The organism is Halorussus rarus (assembly GCF_003369835.1).
In the GTDB taxonomy this organism is placed as follows: Archaea; Halobacteriota; Halobacteria; order Halobacteriales; family Haladaptataceae; genus Halorussus; species Halorussus rarus.
Genome location: NZ_QPMJ01000002.1, coordinates 1,239,307 through 1,257,651, shown reverse-complemented (window position 1 = coordinate 1,257,651; position 18,345 = coordinate 1,239,307). Strand labels below are relative to the sequence as shown.

17 protein-coding genes are annotated in these 18,345 nt (G+C 68.3%); 8 read left to right on the top strand and 9 right to left on the bottom strand.

Annotated features, from left to right (window positions below):
* The first annotated feature begins 370 nt into the window (after window positions 1–370).
* From DVR07_RS14530 to DVR07_RS14520, 3 genes are all read left to right on the top strand, one after another.
* The gene (locus DVR07_RS14530) at window positions 371–1,480 is read left to right on the top strand and encodes a tRNA (guanine(26)-N(2))-dimethyltransferase (protein WP_115797985.1); all 1,110 of its coding nucleotides are present in this window, start codon (window positions 371–373) and stop codon (window positions 1,478–1,480) included.
* A gap of 72 nt (window positions 1,481–1,552) precedes the next feature.
* On the top strand, window positions 1,553–2,791 hold the full coding sequence (locus tag DVR07_RS14525) for a YhjD/YihY/BrkB family envelope integrity protein (RefSeq protein WP_115797984.1): 1,239 nt from the start codon (window positions 1,553–1,555) through the stop codon (window positions 2,789–2,791).
* Between the two features lie 109 nt (window positions 2,792–2,900).
* Window positions 2,901–3,728, top strand: a complete 828-nt coding sequence (locus DVR07_RS14520) for a phosphatase PAP2 family protein (RefSeq protein WP_240147548.1) — start codon at window positions 2,901–2,903, stop codon at window positions 3,726–3,728.
* A gap of 25 nt (window positions 3,729–3,753) precedes the next feature.
* Here the strand turns inward: DVR07_RS14520 and glnA are convergent, their stop codons facing one another.
* Entirely contained in the window at window positions 3,754–5,124 is a 1,371-nt protein-coding gene (gene glnA, locus DVR07_RS14515) for a type I glutamate--ammonia ligase (protein WP_115797983.1), read from the bottom strand.
* A 126-nt stretch (window positions 5,125–5,250) separates the two neighbouring features.
* On the opposite strand from glnA, the gene lrp reads away from it, so the two are divergent.
* From lrp to DVR07_RS14500, 3 genes are all read left to right on the top strand, one after another.
* Complete coding sequence (lrp, locus tag DVR07_RS14510; protein WP_115797982.1) at window positions 5,251–5,706, top strand: HTH-type transcriptional regulator Lrp; 456 nt, start codon at window positions 5,251–5,253, stop codon at window positions 5,704–5,706.
* A gap of 78 nt (window positions 5,707–5,784) precedes the next feature.
* A complete protein-coding gene (locus DVR07_RS14505; RefSeq protein ID WP_115797981.1) occupies window positions 5,785–6,438 on the top strand; it encodes a helix-turn-helix domain-containing protein in 654 nt (217 codons plus the stop codon).
* A gap of 51 nt (window positions 6,439–6,489) precedes the next feature.
* Window positions 6,490–8,049, top strand: a complete 1,560-nt coding sequence (locus tag DVR07_RS14500) for a TrkH family potassium uptake protein (RefSeq protein WP_115797980.1) — start codon at window positions 6,490–6,492, stop codon at window positions 8,047–8,049.
* 246 nt (window positions 8,050–8,295) lie between these two features.
* On the opposite strand, the gene thsA is transcribed toward DVR07_RS14500, so the two are convergent.
* The 6 genes from thsA to eif1A form a co-directional block, all read right to left on the bottom strand.
* On the bottom strand, window positions 8,296–9,981 hold the full coding sequence (thsA, locus tag DVR07_RS14495; RefSeq protein WP_115798351.1) for a thermosome subunit alpha: 1,686 nt from the start codon (window positions 9,979–9,981) through the stop codon (window positions 8,296–8,298).
* Window positions 9,982–10,536: 555 nt separating this feature from the next.
* Window positions 10,537–11,085 carry a KH domain-containing protein gene (locus tag DVR07_RS14490; protein ID WP_115797979.1) on the bottom strand — a complete coding sequence of 183 codons (549 nt, stop codon included), beginning with the start codon at window positions 11,083–11,085 and terminating at the stop codon, window positions 10,537–10,539.
* 248 nt (window positions 11,086–11,333) lie between these two features.
* Entirely contained in the window at window positions 11,334–12,515 is a 1,182-nt protein-coding gene (locus DVR07_RS14485) for a tryptophan--tRNA ligase (RefSeq protein WP_115797978.1), read from the bottom strand.
* A 240-nt stretch (window positions 12,516–12,755) separates the two neighbouring features.
* The gene (gene rio1, locus DVR07_RS14480; protein ID WP_115797977.1) at window positions 12,756–13,619 is read right to left on the bottom strand and encodes a serine/threonine-protein kinase Rio1; all 864 of its coding nucleotides are present in this window, start codon (window positions 13,617–13,619) and stop codon (window positions 12,756–12,758) included.
* Between the two features lie 122 nt (window positions 13,620–13,741).
* Entirely contained in the window at window positions 13,742–14,410 is a 669-nt protein-coding gene (locus DVR07_RS14475) for a nitroreductase family protein (RefSeq protein ID WP_115798350.1), read from the bottom strand.
* Window positions 14,411–14,864: 454 nt separating this feature from the next.
* Entirely contained in the window at window positions 14,865–15,155 is a 291-nt protein-coding gene (gene eif1A, locus DVR07_RS14470; protein WP_115797976.1) for a translation initiation factor eIF-1A, read from the bottom strand.
* Window positions 15,156–15,255: 100 nt separating this feature from the next.
* On the opposite strand from eif1A, the gene DVR07_RS14465 reads away from it, so the two are divergent.
* Both DVR07_RS14465 and DVR07_RS14460 read left to right on the top strand, forming a co-directional pair.
* A complete protein-coding gene (locus tag DVR07_RS14465; protein ID WP_115797975.1) occupies window positions 15,256–15,462 on the top strand; it encodes a DUF7470 family protein in 207 nt (68 codons plus the stop codon).
* A gap of 131 nt (window positions 15,463–15,593) precedes the next feature.
* Entirely contained in the window at window positions 15,594–16,346 is a 753-nt protein-coding gene (locus DVR07_RS14460) for a hypothetical protein (RefSeq protein WP_115797974.1), read from the top strand.
* Window positions 16,347–16,376: 30 nt separating this feature from the next.
* Here the strand turns inward: DVR07_RS14460 and DVR07_RS14455 are convergent, their stop codons facing one another.
* Both DVR07_RS14455 and DVR07_RS14450 read right to left on the bottom strand, forming a co-directional pair.
* The gene (locus DVR07_RS14455; RefSeq protein WP_115797973.1) at window positions 16,377–17,132 is read right to left on the bottom strand and encodes a type II CAAX endopeptidase family protein; all 756 of its coding nucleotides are present in this window, start codon (window positions 17,130–17,132) and stop codon (window positions 16,377–16,379) included.
* A gap of 161 nt (window positions 17,133–17,293) precedes the next feature.
* Window positions 17,294–18,274, bottom strand: coding sequence for a tyrosine--tRNA ligase (locus tag DVR07_RS14450; RefSeq protein WP_115797972.1), 981 nt, complete (start codon window positions 18,272–18,274; stop codon window positions 17,294–17,296).
* Window positions 18,275–18,345: the final 71 nt, after the last annotated feature.

The window sequence follows — 18,345 nt, the reverse complement described above, 5'->3', positions numbered from 1 at the left end:
TAAACAGGTTCCGGTGTGGCGGTCTGACACCGGCGCTCGACCGGCCCGCCCTCGCCGTCGTGCCGGCCGACGGCGGCCCGCGTCCGCGTATTTCGGGCCCCTCGCGGTCGCTCCGGTCGCGAGGGTTTAAATCGGAAGGCGGGACGACCCCCGACCGGACGATTCGTGCGGTCACCGCCGACAGCAGCGGGCGCGCGCTGTGTGACCGCCAGTCCGACTAACCGGAGACGGCTGTGCCAGAAACGCCCGGTAGTTGCGCCAATGGCGACCTGGGGTGGCGGGCCGACACCGACCGACAGGGCCGCCGGCGACGACCGACGTGGCGGCGGGCTATCGGTTGGCTTTTCGCCGGGGAGCGACGAGTGGCGGTATGCGCGTCACCGAAGGCGGGGTCGAGGTCGAGGTCCCCGAGCAGGAGGGCGAGGGCGTCGGCGACGAGGTGTTCTTCAACCCGGTCCAGGAGCTCAACCGCGACCTGACCGTGGCGGTGCTCCGGGCCTACCGCGACCGCGAACCCCGCGCGGAGTACTACCTCGACGCGATGGCCGCCAGCGGCGTCCGGGGCGTCCGCGCGGCCGCCGAGGGCTGGAACGTCACGATGGCCGACGTCGACCCGGACGCGGTCGACCTCTGTCGCCGCAACCTCGCGCGCAACGACCTCGACGGCGAGGCGGTCGAACGCGACGCCAACGCGCTCATGCACGAGGAGGTCTTCGACGTGGTGGACGTCGACCCGTTCGGCTCGCCCATCCCGTTCGCCGACGCCGCGTTCGCCAACACCCGCGACCTCGTCTGCGTCACCGCGACCGACACCGCGCCGCTGTGCGGCGCCCACTTCCACAGCGGCGTCCGGAAGTACAGCGCGGTCCCTCGGAACACCGACTACCACGCCGAGATGGGCGTCCGCGTTCTGCTGTCGGCGCTGGCCCGGACCGCCGCGCGCTACGACGCCGGGGTGACGCCCGTCCTGACCCACGCGACCAACCACTACGTCCGGACCTACCTGGAACTCGACCACAGCGCGAGCGACGCCAACGCCGCGATCGACGAACTGGGCCACGTCTACCACTGCGAGGACTGCCTCTACCGCGAGCACGACGACGGGCTCATCGCCGACCCGCTCGACGCCTGCCCCGAGTGCGGGAGCGACCGGCTGTTGACCGCCGGCCCGCTGTGGCTCGGCCCGGCCCACGACGCCGACTTCGCGGCCGCGGTCCGCGACGAACTCGACGAGTCGATGGGCACCGTCACCCGGGCCGAGCGCCTGCTGGACCGGCTCGAAGGCGAACTCCACGAGCCGACCCACTACGACCAGCACCGGCTCTGCAAGGAGTGGGGTCGGGCGGCGCCGGGCATGGACGAGTTCCTCGGCGACCTCCGGAACGCCGGGTTCGCGGCCTCGCGGACCCACTACGGCGGCACCACGTTCAAGACGCCCGCGACCGTCGGACAGGTACGCCGGGCGACACGAGACTCCTAACAGCGGGGCTCGGAACCGGATACCCGGGCTCATGCCAGTGAATATTTGTATCTCGTTGGCGAAACGAGTCGCGTGCCCAGTCTCGGAAACGCCGCGGACGTCGGTCGCTCGGTCTTCGAGGAGGCCCGCGAGCAGGAGATAACCTTCCTGGCGGCGAGTACGGCCTACTACTCGTTCGTCTCGCTCATCCCGCTGCTCCTGCTCGCGTTCGTCGTCGTCTCGTTCGTGGCCGGCGAGCAGTTCGCGACGCAGGTCGTCGACCGGGCCTCGGGACTGCTGACGGCGACCGGCCAGCAGCAACTCCGGCAGTTCATCACCAACCCGACGGGCAGCGGCGGGACGACCGTCATCGGGCTGGTGGTGCTCGTGTGGAGCGCGATCAAGGTGTTCCGGGGGTTCGACGAGGCGTTCTCGGCCATCTACGCCACCGACGCCAAGACGGGGATCGCCGACCAGGTGAAGGACGCGCTGCTGGTGTTGGCCGCCATCGGCGTCGGCGTGATCGTCGTCGTGCTGGCGGGCGCCGCGACCGCGCTGTTCCCGGAGTTCCCGTTCGTGGGCGTCATCGCGACGATAATCCAGCTGGCCGCGCTGGTCCCGGTCTTCCTCCCGGTGTACGTCGTCTTCCCCGACGCGGACGTCTCGATCCGGGAGGCGCTTCCCGGTGCCGTCCTGGCGACGGTCGGGTGGACGGTGCTCCAGATCCTCTTTCGAATCTACGCCGGCGTCTCTTCGACCAGCCCCTCGCAGTTCCTCGGCACCGCGCTGCTGCTGGTGACGTGGCTGTACTTCGCCAGCATCCTGGTGCTGCTCGGCGGCGTGGTCAACATCGTCCTCGCAGAGCGCGGCAGCTACGCCGAGCGCACCACCGAGCCGGAGGACGCGCGCCTCGAACGCAAACAGGAGCTACTCGCCCAATACATGAGTGACGACGAATCCGCTCCCGACATCGTGGAACTCCGCGACGAACTGCGGGAGCTGCGAGCCGACGTGGAATCGTTCGAAGACGACATCGAATCGCGGACCGTCGAGAAACCGGAGGTCGAGTCCGAGCTCAAGCAGTACGTCCGCAAGCGGATGCGCCGGGGCCACGCCCGCGGCTGGGGTCCGTACCTCGTGCTGCTGTACGGCACCGCGATGACCCTCGGGGCGTTCTACTGGCTCCGCGATTTCTGGGCCATCTTCGCGATGGCGGTCGTCTGGCTCTCGACGCTCGGGCTCTACGCCCTGATGGTGATGCTCGGCTTCGGCGTCGGCGTGATGACCCTCCCGAGCCGCATCAGCGACCGCATCGGCAACTTCCGGTCGTAGGCGCCGACCCGGCTTCCGGTCGGCGGCACTCGCGCACCGGTCGGTCTCGCACGCTCCGTCGCGATCCCGTTCGTAGGCTATATCCCGCTCGCCGGGAAACTCCCGGCCGATGCCCGGACGAGGCCTCGGCGTCACCGACGCCTTCGCGCGCTTCCTGCCCGAGTTCGCCCGCGAGCTGTTCGCTGCGCTCACCCACCTGGGCGACGCGGGGCTTCTCCTCGCGGCGGTCGCGCTCCTGTACTGGTTCGGCGACCGGCGAAAAGGCGCCTTCTCGCTGGCCGCGGTGCTCGGCGCGCTCGCGCTGACGCTCGCCCTGAAGGGACTGTTCGCGCTCCCGCGACCGCCGGCCGACCTCCGCGTCGCCCGCGCCGGCGGCTACGGCTTCCCCAGCGGCCACGCCGTCGGCGCGACGACGCTGTGGGGGCTGCTCGCGCTCGTCCTCGACCGCGGCACCCGCGACCGGCGCGCGGTCGCGGCCGCCGCGGTCGTGGCGGTCGTCGCGACGTCCCGGCTGGTCATCGGGGTCCACTACGCGGTCGACGTGGCGGTCGGCGTCGGCGTCGCGCTGGCGTACCTCGCCGCGCTCCTGCGAATCGCCGACTGGGACCCGACCCGGGCGTTCGCGGTCGCGGCCGGGTTGGCGGCGGCGGCGCTCGCCACCCACGGACTCACCCCGGACTCGGTCGCGACGCTCGCCGGCGTCGTCGGCGCGGGGGCGACGTGGGCCGCGCTCGGCGCCCGACCGCGCGGGGCCGTGACGCTCCCCGCGGCCGTCGTCGGTCTCGGCGCGCTCGGACTGGTCGGCTACGCCGGCAACCGGCCCGACCTGCCGCTGGCGGCGGTGTTCGTGCTGAACCTGCTGGTACCGGTCGGCATCCTGCTGCTGCCGAGTCTGGTCGAGCGCGCGAGAAGAAGACGGTCGGCGTCGCCGACCTGAAAACGGAGAGAACGGCCGAAGCGACTCAGAACTTCTCGAGGTACTTCTCCTTCTCCCACGGGGAGACGTGGGTCTTGTAGTCGGCGTAGTCGGCGCGCTTGGCCTGCACGAACTTCTCGGTGACGTGGTCGCCCAGCGCCTCCGTGACGACCTCGTCGGCCTCGAGGGCGTCGATGGCGCTGTCGAGGCTGCCGGGCAGCGTCGTGATGCCGTACTCCTCGCGCTTCTCGTCGTCGAACTCGTAGATGTCCTCGCGGACCGGCTCGCCGGGGTCGGCGTCGTTCTCGATGCCGTCCAGGCCGGCCTTGATGACCGCGGCCAGCGCGAGGTAGGGGTTGCACGACGGGTCGGGGCTCCGGATCTCGAACCGGGAGCTCGCGCCCGCGGCGTCGGGCACGCGGATGAGCGCCGAGCGGTTCACGTCGCTCCACGCGACGTACACCGGGGCCTCGTAGCCCGGGACCAGCCGCTTGTAGGAGTTGACCGTCGGGTTCGTGACCGCGGTGAACGCCTGGGCGTGTTCGAGGACGCCGCCCATGAACTTGTAGGCGGTCTCGCTCAGGTTGAACTCGTCGTCCTCGTCGGCGAAGGCGTTCTCGCCGTCCTCGAACAGGCTGATGTGGCTGTGCATGCCCGAGCCGTTGATGGCGCTGATGGGCTTGGGCATGAACGTGGCGTGGAGGTCGTGCTGTTCGGCGACCGCCCGGACGACCGCGCGGAACGTGGCGATGTTGTCGGCGGTGCCGAGCGCGTCGTCGTACTTGAAGTTGATCTCGTGCTGGCCCTCGGCGACCTCGTGGTGGCTGGCCTCGATCTCGAAGCCCATCTGCTCGAGCGTGAAGATGATCTCGCGGCGCACGTCGGACGCGAGGTCCTTGGGCGCGAGGTCGAAGTAGCCGCCCGAGTCGTGGGGCGTGGTGGTCGCCTTCCCCTCCTCGTCCTTCTCGAACAGGAAGAACTCGGGCTCCGGACCGATGCTGACCTCGTAGCCCATCTCCTCGGCCTCCGCGAGCACGCTCTTGAGGACCTGGCGGGGGCCGCCCTCGAACGGCGTGCCGTCGGTGTTGACCACGTCGCAGATCAGCCGGGCGCTCGCGCTGTCGCCGTTCGAGCGCCACGGCAGGATCGCGAACGTCTCGGGGTCCGGTTCGAGCCGCATGTCGCTCTCCTGGATCCGGACGAACCCCTCGATGGAGGAGCCGTCGAACCAGATGCCCTCCTCGAACGCCTTCTCGACCTGGGATGCCGGAACGCTAACGTTCTTCACGGTCCCGGTGATGTCGGTGAACTGGAGGCGGACGAAGTCGACGTTCTCCTCCTCGATCTGGTCGAGAACGTCCTGCTCGGCGTCGGTCAACTCCGATTCTTTGCTGGCTGCGATTTGTCCATCCGTCATTTTTGTCGTCGTCTTTCAGGACTACGTGAATGACTAAAACGTTATTGGTCTGCGCAATTCTGCGTCTGTCGGCCGAGAATTGGATATTCGTAAAATTCTAAAGGGTGGGCTACGTCGGTAAGCGTAATGACGTACGAAAACCTCGACGCGAAGTTGGTGAATGAACTCCTGGGCGACGGACGCGCCAGTCTCCGGAGCCTCGCGGAGGACCTCGACGTGTCGGTGACGACCGTCTCGAACCACCTCAAGGACCTCGAGTCGGAGGGCATCATCGAGGGGTACACGCCCAAGCTCGACTACGACGCGCTTGGCTACGACGTGACCGCCATCATCCAGCTCAAGGTCGAGGGCAACGCCCTGCCCGACGTGACCGAGACGCTCCGGAACCACGACCAGATGATCAGCGTCTACGAGGTCACCGGCGACTACGACATCATCGCGGTCGGGAAGTTCACCGACACCGACGGGATGAACCGCGGCATCAAGAGCCTGCTCACCGACCCCGACATCAAGGAGAGCAACACGAGCGTCGTGCTCAACGCCGCCAGCGAACACGAGCAGTTCGAACTCGACGTCGAGTAGCGCCCGCTCGGCGACGACTCGCCCGCGATAGATTTCCGACCGATAGTATTTCAAGTAACCGACCGTAGCTAGCTCCCAATGAGTCTCATCGCCGAGTTCTCCCTCCGGTCCCCGGAACTCGCGCTGGCGTCGGCGCTCGACGCCGCCCCGGAGGCGACCGTCGAACTCGAACACCAGCTGGCGGCCGGTTCCGACGCGCCCCAGATGACGTTCTGGGCGGCCGGCGGCGACTTCGAGCGGCTGGAGGCGGGACTCGTCGGCGACGAGACGGTCCGGGACCACGACGTCGTCGAGGAGCTCGGCGGCCGGAGGCTCTACCGCGCGCGACTCGACGCCGAGCGCATCCGGCCCATCTACCCCATCTACCAGCGGCTCGGCGCGTCGCCGATGGCCGCCACGGGGTCGACCGACGGCTGGAATCGACGGGTCCGGTTCCCCGACCGGGACTCGGTGGTCGAGATGCGCCGGGCCTGCCTCGACAGGGACGTCGAGTTCCGGCTCCACCGGCTCTACACGCCCGGGGAGGGGCCGCTCGAGGACGAGTACGGCCTGAGCCCCGAGCAGCGGCGGGCGCTGGTGACCGCCGAGCGCGTGGGCTACTTCGAGGTGCCCCGGGACGTGGGGCTGGACGACCTGGGCGAGGAGCTCGACATCAGCGGCCAGTCGGCCTCCGAGCGCGTCCGCCGCGGCGTCTCGGAACTGGTCTCGAACACGGTGCTGAGCGAGTTCTGAGGCCCGCGGACACGCAGCTTACAAGCGTCTAGCTCCAATCCCGGGTGGAGGATGGGGTGGGACCGCCGCACCACGTTGTGGAACGCCGGCCGGGCGCTCGAGTACTTCAGTGGCGTCGTCGCGTCGCTGGTCGTCGTCTCGCTCCTCAGCGGCGAGTACTACGCCGCGCCCGGCGTTCTGGGTTCGGCGCTCGCGACGTTCCTCGCGGGCGTCGGGTTCAAACGGGCGGGCACCGCTCCGGAGTCCCGCGACAAGGCGCTGAGCTACGCGTCGGCCGCGGCCGTCTGGCTCGTCGTCGGCGCGTTCGCCGCGCTCCCGTTCCTCTCGGTCGCGTGGACGGTCGTGCTCCGGCCGACGCTGGCGTCGGCGCCGCCGCTCTCGTCGACCATCGCCGCGTTCCGGTCGCCGGCCAACGCGCTGTTCGAGGCGGTGAGCGGGCTCACCGGCACGGGGCTCACGGTGACGCCCCACGAGAACCGGCTGCCGGCGACGCTCCAGTTCTGGCGGTCGCTCCTCCAGTGGATCGGCGGTGTCGGCATCGTCGTCCTGGTCGTGTTGGTGTTCGAGTCGACCGGCCCGCTCGCGCACTACTACGAGATCGAGATTCCCGTCGGTGAGATGGAGCTTCGACCGGCCGACCCGCGCGCGATGCTGCTCGCGTTCTCGATCGCCACGGTCGCGTCGGTCGCGGTCCTTCGGGCGGTCGGGATGTCGGCGTGGGCGGCGCTCAACCACGGCATGACCGCCATCTCGACCGGCGGATTCACGGTCACCGACGCGAGCGTCGCAGGCTACGGCGTCCCCGTGCAGGCCGCGCTGATACCCATCATGGCGGTCGGAGCTATCCCGGTTCCGGTGTACTACCTGGCGCTCCGAGGGAACCTCCGGGAGTTCTACGTCGACCTCCAGTCGCGGTGGTTGTGGGTGTCGCTCTGGGTCGGGTCGGTCGCGGTCGTCGGACTGCTCGCGCTCGACGTGACGTACCCGTCGGTCGGGACGGCCGTCCTGCACGGGACGTTCCAGTTCGTGTCGGCGATGACGTGCGCCGGGTTCGCCACCGCGTCGGTGGGCTCGTGGCCGACCGCTTCGCTCGTCGTCGTGACCCTCGGGATGTTCGTCGGCGGTGCCATGGGCTCGACCGCGGCGGGGATCAAGGTGATCCGGGGAATCAGCCTCGTCAATGGGACGTGGCACAGGGTGACGAACGTGTTCTTCCCCGGCGGCGACACGGCGTACCGGGACGCGGCGGCCAGCGAGTCGTCGTACATCGGTTCCATCAGCACCCGCCACGCCGCGTCCAACTACGACGACGCGTCGTTCGTGGCGTTCCTGTGGTTCGGGACGTTCGTCTTCGGCGTCCTCGCGCTCACCGTGGTCATGCCCGACTCGACTCCACTCGCGCACGTCATCTTCGACGTCGCCAGCGCGGTCAGCGCGGTCGGGCTCACGACCGGCATCACGGGCGCGGGGATGCCGACCGCGGCCAAACTCACGCTGGTGGCCGTGATGTGGGCCGGCCGCCTCGAGGTGTTCCCGGTCCTCGTCTTGCTCCGGAGCCTGGTCGGCTTCGACGACGACGCGTTCGAGGTGGACCAGAAACCGGACGACTGATCGGTCGGCGGGTCGCCGCGGTCGGCGGTCGCGGGCTCGTCGGAAGGTCCTCCGTGCGCTCGACTCCGACTGTCGTCGGCGGGTTCGGATCAGGGGGTGACGCGCGGCGGGTGCTGTTCGGCGAGGGGGACGCGAAAAAAGCGATTCGAATGGGTCCGAGATGCGGCGTCGGTCGACGCCGCGCGGTTCGACGGTTGGTCGGTCGGTGCGGGTCGGGTGGCGCAGCGAGCGGGCGTTCGGCCTACTTCACATCGCACCGCCCATGCCGCCCATACCGCCCATGCCGCCCATGCCGCCGCCCATGCCGCCGCCGGGGCCGCCGGCACCGGGACCGCCGTCGCCGCCGTCGTCGCCGTCGACCTGACCGCCCTTCAGGTCGCCCGCGGCGATGACGTCGTCGATGCGCAGCAGCATGACGGCCGCCTCGGTGGCGGACTCGATGGCCTGGGTCTTCACGCGGAGGGGCTCGACGACGCCGTCCTCCTCCATGTCGACGACCTCGCCGGTGTAGGCGTCGAGACCCGAGTTGAACTCGCCGCCGTCGTGCCTGCTGCGGAGGTCGACCAGGCTGTCGATGGGGTCGAGGCCCGCGTTCTCGGCGAGGGTGCGCGGGATGACCTCGAGGGTGTCGGCGAACGCCTCGACGGCGAGCTGCTCGCGGCCGCCCACGGAGTCGGCGTAGTCGCGGAGTTCGAGCGCGAGCTCGGTCTCGGGCGCGCCGCCGCCGGGGACGACCTTGCCGTCCTCGAGGGTGACGCGCACGACGCCGAGGCTGTCCTCGATGGCGCGCTCGACCTCGTCGACGACGTGCTCGGTGCCGCCGCGCAGGATGAGGCTGACGGACTTGGCCTCCTCGACGTCCTCGACGAAGATGCGCTGGTCGCCGCCGACGTCCTTCTGGGCGACCGAGCCCGCGAAGCCGAGGTCGTCGGCCTCGATGTCGTCGACGTTGCTGACGATGTTCGCACCGGTCGAGCGGGCGAGCTTGCTCAGGTCGTCGGACTTGGCGCGGCGGACCGCGATGATGCCCGCTTCCGCGAGGAAGTGCTGGGCCATGTCGTCGATGCCGCCGTCGACGAAGACGACGTCGGTGCCGACTTCCTCGAGCTTGTCGACCATCTCGCGGAGCTGCTCCTCCTCCTGGTCGAGGAACTGCTGGAGCTGGTCGGGGTCGGTGACGTTGACCTCGGCGTCGATCTCGGTCTCCTGGATCTCGAGGGCGTCGTCGAGCAGCGCGACGTTGGCGTCCTCGACGAAGTAGGGCATGTTCTCGTGGACGCGCTCCTTGTCCACGATGACGCCCTCGACGAGCTCGGACTGGTCGATGGAGCCGCCGACGACCGTCTCGACCTTGACGTTGTCCGTGTCGATGCCCTCCTCGTCGGCGACGCTCTGGACCGCGCGCACGACGAGCTCGGAGAGCATCTCCTTGGCGTTCTCCGCGCCCTTGCCGGTCATCGCCGTCGACGCGATCTTCTCGAGGGTCTCGGTGTCGTCGGCGTCGACGTCGATGGCCTTCTCCTCGAGGAGCTCCTTGGCCTTCTCGGAGGCCTGGCGGTACCCCTGCGCGAGGGTGGTGGCGTGGATGTCCTGTTCGAGGAGGTCCTCGGCCTTCTCGAGGAGCTCACCGGCGACGACGACCGCGGTGGTCGTCCCGTCGCCGACCTCGTCCTCCTGGGTCTCGGAGACCTCGACGACCATGTTGGCCGCGGGGTGCTCGATGTCCATCTCCTTCAGGATGGTGACGCCGTCGTTCGTGACGACGACCTCGCCCGTCGAGTCGACGAGCATCTTGTCCATCCCTTTCGGGCCGAGCGTGGTCCGGACGGCCTCGGCGACTGCCGTCCCGGCGGTGATGTTCATCGACTGCGCATCCTTCCCCTGGGTGCGCTGGCTGTCCTCGGAAAGTACGATCATCGGCTGGTTGCCCATTCGTTGTGCCATGTTCATCGCAATGATTGATTGCCATTCTACATAAAGGTTTCCCTAACCTCCGACAGAACGCCATGCACAAGAGCCGACACATCTTGTGTGAACTATTCGCACATGGGGTTTTATAGTGCATGATGTAAGCCGCCGGTTCGGCGGGAGAGACGTCCGATTCCGATGGCGGGAACCGGGTTTTCACCCCGATTGCTCGATGACACGTCCGCCAGTCGGAGGCTCCCGGAGACGGGCCACTGACACCACCCGAGCGCGTTTGAAATGCTAACGCCGGGTGTGACAGTCAATCGGAATCGGGCTGGTGGAACGAACCGCCGTTCGGGTGAACTGAAAGAGGCCGCCCGGTCGCGGTCACGCGAGCGACGCGAGTGTGATCCTCGAAAACCGACGGTTTTCGGGCTGTAGCGAATCTCCGACCCGTAACACCTCGGGAGACGCAGTTCGCCTCTCGGTGTTCACCGCGGGCGAGGCCTTCGGAAACGAAGCCACGACGTACTCTGTCAGGCTTCCCCCGAGGAACTGCTGTAGAAGAAGGTACCCGGTCTACCCCGGGAACTGGTGGAACTCCATCCCCTGGCGCTTCATCTCGTTGCGCTTGCGTTCGAGGAACGAGTACACCGACCCGTGGGGCGCGCCGTCGAGGATCATCTCGGCGGCGCTCCGGACCACGTCGACCTGCTTGGGGGTGCCGATGACGCCGAGGGTGGTGCCGTAGATGACGACGCTCGCGCCGGTCAGCTCCTCCATGAGCTCGCGGGTCCGGCCGTTCTCGCCGATGAGTCGGCCCTTCTGGCGCTCGAGGTCGTTCTTGTTCCGGGCGGCGGCGTCGATGTCGATGACGTCGAACATCATCATGTCGTCGTCGAGCAGCGTGAGGGCCTCGTCGGGCGCGAAGCCGCGGCCGATGGCCTTCACGATCTCCGGTCCCTTGAGCCCGCGGACGGGGTCGCCGGTCTTCTCGACCTCGACCTTGCCGTTCTCGGAGTCGATGTCGAGTCGCACCTCCGCGCGACTCTCGATCTCGCGCATCGTCTCACCTCCCTCGCCGATGAGAACGCCGATTCGGTCCTGCGGAATCTTCACGTGTTGCATGGCTAATCGTAGTCGCCCCGGGTGTTTTAACTCTTTGTCCGCGCGTGAACTACTCCCTATCGCGGTGGGTCCTCGTGCCCCGTGCCGCTACCTTTCGCCAATCTGACGACCGGAAGGACGTTCCTGGAAGCCCCCGCCCGCTCGGGTCGAGAACTCGCTGCGTACTTCGGGCGGGCCTCCGACCCGCCCTCCAGTGCTCACGTCGTCCGCCTCCCCCGAGACGCGCTCGCCCTTTCAGTCCGTCAGGATTACGAACGTCTCGCTCGGTCGAACAGGCCGACGCCCTCCGGTCGCGCTCGCGCGCGCTCGTCGCCGGTCAGTCGGTAGCGCTCGAACTCGGCTTCGAGGTCGTCGATTGCGGCCCGGCGCTCCTGGTGCGCTTCGAGGAAGTCGGCGATGCGCTCGGCGGCGTAGTTCTTGAGCTCCCCGCTGAGCAGGTCTCCCGACCGGTACTCGTCGGCGAGCCGGTCGAGGGTCGCGTCGTCGTGCTCGAAGAAGAACGCCAGCAGCTGGTAGGCCACGTCGACCGTTGGGTCGCCGCCGTGCTCGCGGTGGGCGTCCAGACTGGACCGCCCGCCGGAGTAGGCGTACGTCTGGATCTTGTCTTGCACCGTCTCGCGGTCGTCGGTCAGGTGGATGGCCGGTGCGCTGTCCGAACTGCTCATCTTGCCCGGTCCGTCGAGGGTCGGCAGGAACTTGCTCAGCAGGGCCGCCGGCTTGGTCACGTCGAACGCCTCCTTGGCGGCCACGTCGCGAGCGAGTCGGACGTGGGGGTCCTGGTCGACCGCGATGGGGACCACGCTCGCGTGCGGGCCGTGGACGAGCTGGGGCAGCAGCAGGTGCGCTATCTGGACCGCGGGGTAGAACCCCAGGCCGACGTTGTCGGGTCGGCCGTAGGTCGCCTCCATCGTCGACTGGGTGAGGTGCTTCGCGAACTGGACCGCGAGGGGGTAGACTACGTCCGCGTCCGCGGTGTCGACCACGATGCGGGTGCGCTCAGGGTCGAACCCGACAGCGAGCAGGTCCCGGAGGTTGTCCCGGGCGTGCTCGGAGATGTCGGCCATCGAGAGGTCCTTGCCGAAGTACTTCTCGTCGTCCGACATGGGGATGTAGACGTGTGCGCCCGTCCGCTGCTGGAGGTGCTTCGCGTGGTAGAAGTGCATCGCGTGACCGATGTGCATCGGCCCCGAGGGACCGACGCCGGTCACGAGCGAGACGGTCTCGCCGGCGGTCGCCGCCCCGAGGAACCGGTCGACGTCCCGGCCGGCGTAGAACACCTTCCGGCGCACCATCGGGTGCGGGTCGGGGAAGCGCGCTATCTGGTCGTCGGTCAGTTCGTCCGCGCCGAAGCGGTCGAGCAGTTCCCGGTAGTCGATCTCGCCCTCGACCGCGTAGGGGGTGACGGTGAAGTCGTCTGCGTCGTCTGTCATCGTGTTGGTGGATACTGGTGGCTGTCGCTCGGAAGTCGATGCGCGAGAAAGCGAGGGAGCGCCGCCACCGCGGACGCCCGGTGAAGGCCGGCGCGCCGCGAGCTACGACACTGTCCGCTCTCCGGGCGACCGCCAGCGCCAAGTGCGGAGAGCGGACCTCATCGATTCACGGTAGTCACTCTCGTCGTTTGAACGTTTCGCCGGCGAGGTCGCGAACGCTCCCCCAGACCGCTTCGGTGCTCACTTGTCGGGGTCGGCGTGCTCCCGAACCCACGCCTCGAGCTCGTCGCCGTGGACGTCCATCCCCTGGCGCTGGAAGAAGGAGGCGACGTTCGCGCAGTCCCGCGTCAGGAACTCGCCGCTGTTGGGGTGGTGGACGGTCACGGCCTGGCCGAGGTCGATGATGCAGAGCTCGCCGTCGTGGACGATGATGTTGTACTCGCTCAGGTCGCCGTGGACCAGCCCCACGTCGTAGAGCCGTCGCATGTACTCCCGGACCACCTCGAAGGCGGTCTCGGGGTTCTCGAGGTGGGCGTCGTCGAGCGTAGGCGCGCGCTCGCCGTCGGAGCCGAGGAACTCCATGACGAGCACGTTGCGCTGGACCGCGATGGGGTTCGGAACGCGTACGCCGGCCTTCTGGGCGCGCTTGAGGTTGGCGAACTCCTTGCGGGTCCACGCGAGCACGACCCGCTTCTTGTCGCCCGACAGCTCCTCGAACCGGGGGTCGCCCACCAGGTACTCCCGCATGTCCCGGAAGTCCGAAGCGTTGATGCGGTAGACCTTGACCGCCACCTCGCCGTACTGCTCGCCGCCGAGCGCGCCGTAGACGGTCGCTTCCTTGCCCGAGGAGACGGGGCCGCCGAACGCCTGGACGTAGCCGTCCTGGACCAGCTTGTAGAGCGCCGCCAGCGTGGCGTCGTCGAACACCGACTGCTCGACCTTGAACTGCTCGGTGTTCTTGAGCCGCTCCCGGAACTCGTTGAACTCCCGGTCGCGCTGGCGGGCGATCTTGTCGGCCTCCGTGTCGGAGACGTCTATCTCCTCCCACTCGTCGCCGACGCCCTCGACGTTGTCGGGTTCGAGCAGGCTGTACTCCTCGGTCATCTACCCGGACGTAGCGGTCCCAGGGGTAAAAGGGTGGGCTTCGGGGGACCGCATTCGGCGGAGCCGAAAGAGATCACGGCGAACGCGGTAGTGGTCGAAAGCGGCGACGGAACCCACGGTCCTCAGTAGCTCTCGCGGTGGAGAATCTCGTCGACGTCGCGCCGGGGGAGTCGCTCGGGCTCCTCGCCGCCGCTCGGCCCGACGGCGACGAGCATCACGGGAATCTTGTCGTCGGGCAGTCCGAGGAACTCGGCGGCGCCCTCGAAGTCGAAGCCGCTCATGGGCGTCGCCTTCAGCCCGCGGGCGTGCGCGGACAGCAGCAGGTTCTGGGCCGCGAGGCTCGCATTCCGGATGCCGTAATCCCGTCCCGCCCGCTCGCCCTCGTACCCGGCGACCGTCTGCTCTTTGACCTGCCGGCCGGTCTCCTCGTCGAAGCGACCCGCCTCGACCCACTCCTCGAAGACCCGATCGGCCGTCTCGGGTTCCGTGTGGCCGACGACGAAGATGGCGGTCCCGGCTTCTTTGACGTGTTCCTGCCCGTACGCGAGTTCCACGACCTCGCCGAGCCGGTCGTCGTCTCGCACGGCGACGAACTCCCACGGCTGGAGGTTGTACGACGAGGGCGCGAGCGCGGCGTCCCGAATCAGCTCCTCGAGCGTCTTCTCGTCCAGTTTCTCGTCGGGGTCGAAGTTGTGCCCCGACCGCCGGGTCCGGATGGCCTCGATCGCCGCCGGATGCTCCTCGTCGTGCGCTACGTCCGTCTCGTCGACCGATAGTTGTTCGGGAGTCATCACCCGGTCGTAGTCGCCGGACACGTAACAGCGGCGGGGCCGCGACCGTTCGCGCCGGTTGGGATTCGATAGCAGGCGTCGGGGGAGAGCGAGCTGAATTGGGATTTGCCCCGTGATGGAATGTAAACTGTTGTCGCTGGGCTACTCCGTCTGTCCGAGGTTTCGAGAGTGCAGATCAGGATGGAGCACCAGCGGCTCAACCGCGAGCGAACGCAGTGAGCGAGCGGACCAAGGAACCCTCGAACGAAGGCCCGAACGAAGTGAGGACCGAGTGAGGGGTGACGAAGTGTCCTCGGTCACTCCGTTCCCGAGGACTCGGAAGACGTGGTTTGTCTTCCGGTGTTTTTGGTCGAGCTGTTGCAAGGACGGCGCGTTTTTGCGCCGTCCGCCGGGACGGCTTCGCCGTCCCGAGCCCTCGTTCGCTGTGCTCACGCGGACGCAGCAAAAGGTCGTCTTATTGGATGTGGCCCTCGTCGCGGAGCTGGTCGGCCTCCTGCTTGTCGTAGCGCCACTTGATGTCGGCCTTCTCGTCCTGCCAGTCCCACGGTTCGACCAGCACGACGTCGTCCTCGCGGATCCAGATGCGCTTCTGCATCTTGCCCGGAATCCGCGCGGTGCGCTCCTTCCCGTCGGCGCAACGTACTTTGACCCGATTCGCCCCGAGCATGTTGGTGACGGTGGCGAAGACCTCGTCGTCGTCGGGCATGCGGAGGTTCTTCCGCCGTCCGCCGTCGTTGTCGCTCATATTTCCAGTTTGGTGATGCGGATGTTTAAACATGCCGTCGTTCTCCCGTCACGTCGCCGGAGCAAGGGTGTTTAAGTCGCCCCCGAACACACCGCGTCGTATGATCGACAAACTCGGAGCGAAAGGCATCGTCGGGGTGCTGCTCCTGCTTGCGGGCGTCGCGGTCATCGCGCTGCAGAACCTCATCATCGCGGCCGGCATCGGCCTGGTCGTCGTCGGCTTCGTGCTGACGGCGTGGGGGCTCGTCTCGGGCCTCATGTCGAGCTTCGGCCTCGGCGGGATGATGGGCGGCGGCGGCTTCGAGTGAGCCTCGCGCCTGCCGGAGCGCTCCGACCGACGGCCCGAACCCGCACGCACCGACGCGTCTCAGAATACATCTGATTCTGTCCACCTCGACGATACTGGGTTATTAAGGCCGCGTGCGGACACATCGCACGCATGGATGACAGGCCAGCATCACTTCTCACGAAGACCCAGCGGCGACGCGTTCGGAACGAGTTCGCCGACCTGGACGAGCAGAAGCGCCGTCGGGACGAGCGACAGATACGCGAGCGTCTCGCGGCCGGACTGCTCGACTTCCGGGTGCTCGCCGCGTATCCGGACGCCCAGTACGAACTCGCCGTGGAGGAGCTCCCGGAGGACGAACTCCGGGCGGCGCTCGCGGACGCGACGCTGGTTCTCGAGCGAGTACGGGAACTGGAGGACCTGGACCGCGAGAGCGTTCGATTGCGGGCGCGCGACCGGGCCGACGACCTGACCGCCGAGTCGAGCGACCTGCGGAGTCTCGACGACGTCGAACTGCGGACGGAGTCCGAGATACGCCGCGAGACGAGGGCGTCGGTCAGCGAGCAGTTCGAGGGGAACCGGTGGGACGAGCGAGCGGACGGGCTCCTGAAGCTGACGGCGAGCGCCACCGTCCCGCTGTTCGTGACCCTGCTCGTCGACTCGACGACGTCGGGCGACCTCCTCGGCACGAGTGCGGCCGCCGCCGTGCTGGTCTACCTGTGTTCGCTCGTGGTCGTCGCGGCCCTCGCGGGGGTCTTCCTGATCAAGGCCGCGCAGGCGCTGAAGCACGACGTCCTCCCGGGGCTCCGGGCGCTGCGTCGGGACCCCGCCGGCGCGCTCGGGAGCGTCCTCGACCGGCTGCGCCGTCCCGGCGAGCGCATCCGCCGTGCGTGGGAGGAGCTGTAGTTCCCGCTCTGCGACGGCGTTCGGCGCGATTCACAACACGCCGATTAGGTGTTCGACGGCGTGGAGGGGTTCGAGCCACGTCAGTCCGTGGAAGACCGCGACGGTCGCGAGGTTGTCAGTCGCCTCGTAGAGTCCACTGAACACGAGCCCGGCGCCGAGCAGCTCGATGAAGGTCGTCGCGAGCGCGGCACCGCTCGCCCCGCTGAGCGCGGCGAAGGTCGCGTGCGACAGCGAGAAACAGGCCGCGGCCAGGACGACGACGGCCGCGGCGGGGAACGCGTCGCGCAGCCGCGTCTGGACGAGGCCGCGGTAGAACAGCTCTTCGGCGGGCGCCGCGAACGCGAACCACGCCAGGAACGCGACGGGCCACAGTCGCGGCTGGGCGTGAAGCGCCAGGTCGTGTTCGACGGTCCCCGTGGTGATCTCGTGTGGCAGGCCGAGCACCCCGACGACCGCGTTTATCGCGTACCCGACCGCGACGAGCGCGACGAACGCGCCGAAGATCGCACCGACGTCTCGGAGCCCCGGTCGTCGAAAGCGAACGTACCGGTCCCACTCCCCCGTGTAGAACAGGTACCCGAGCGCGAACGCGCCGAACCCGAGTTGGACGCCGCGACTGGTCACGATGTAGACCGCATCGGGAGTCGTCGTCGCTACCAACCCGACCATCCCGGGGACGGCGGCACCCAACAGCCCCGCGAACGACCCGAGGAGCGTGACCGCGAGTGCGACGAGGGTCGTTTCCGATTTCGATTCGAGCGAAACGCGTCGACGTATCGCCGTCATGTCCGACCGGACAGTGGGCAACGTCCGATATAAGACGGTGCGACGGTTCGCGCCAGTTTTAGCCCGTGTACGGACGTACACCGACGACGCCGGATTCGCGGGCGACCGGGTGTACGAGCGTACAGTGCCGTCCCGGAAACGGTGCGCGCCGGTCGTCCGGCCTACCCCTCAAGCTCCCGCAGCTTCTCCCGCCCCGGTGCGACCAGTTCGTCGAGGTACGTCGCCAGCGCGGACTTGGCGTCCGCGGGGTGGAGCTCGCCGCTCTCCAGGTCCGAAGCGAGGGCCTCGTAGTCGTCGTACTCCAGGTCGCCGCCGTACTCGTCGGGGCGCTCGACCACGACCTCCTCGAACCGCGGGAAGACGTGGTACTGGAAGATCTCCAGAACGGGATTCTCCAGATCGTCCTCCGGGTCGCGGGTCGGCGGGCAGAACGCCGAGTTGACCTTCTCCTCGATGTCCTCCGTCGAGTCCTCCATCGAGATGGTGACGCCCTGACTGGAGGACATCTTTCCCTCGCCGGTGCCGAGGTCGGCCAGGATGGGCGTGTGGAGGCAGGGCCGGGCCTCGTAGCCGATCTCCGGAAGCTCCTCGCGCATCAGCATGTGGACCTTGCGCTGGTCCAGCCCGCCGACCGCGAGGTCGAGGTCGAGGTACTCGATGTCGAGCGCCTGCATCAGGGGGTAGACCACGTGGCTGACCTTCGCGGTCTCGTCGCCCTGGATCTCGGCCATCGCGCGCTGGGCCCGGTTGAGAGTCGTGTCGAGCTCCAGCTTGTGGAGGTCGAGCGCGTAATCGTCGTCGAGCTGGTACTCCGAGCCGTAGACGAACTCGGTGCTGTCCTCGTCGAGGCCGTAGGCGAGGAACTGCTTGCGCATCTTCTCGGCGGTCGCCTCGATCTCCTCGAAGGTGCCCTTCCCGTTGAGGTAGGCGTGGACGTCGGCCAGCAGGATGACGACCTCCATGCCCGCGTCCTGCAGGTCGATGAGCTTGTTGGCGGTGAGCATGTGCCCGATGTGGAGCACCCCCGACGGCTCGTAGCCGACGTAGGCGCGCTTGCCCTCGGGGTCCTCGGCGAGGGCCCGCACCTCCTCCTCGGTCACCGCTTCCTCGACGTTCCGCGAAATCAACTCGTAGGCGTCCATACGCGGTGTGTGTCCCGCGCCGTGCTTTAGGGTTCCGGGACCGTGCCAACGGTTCGGCGGCCCGTCGGCGC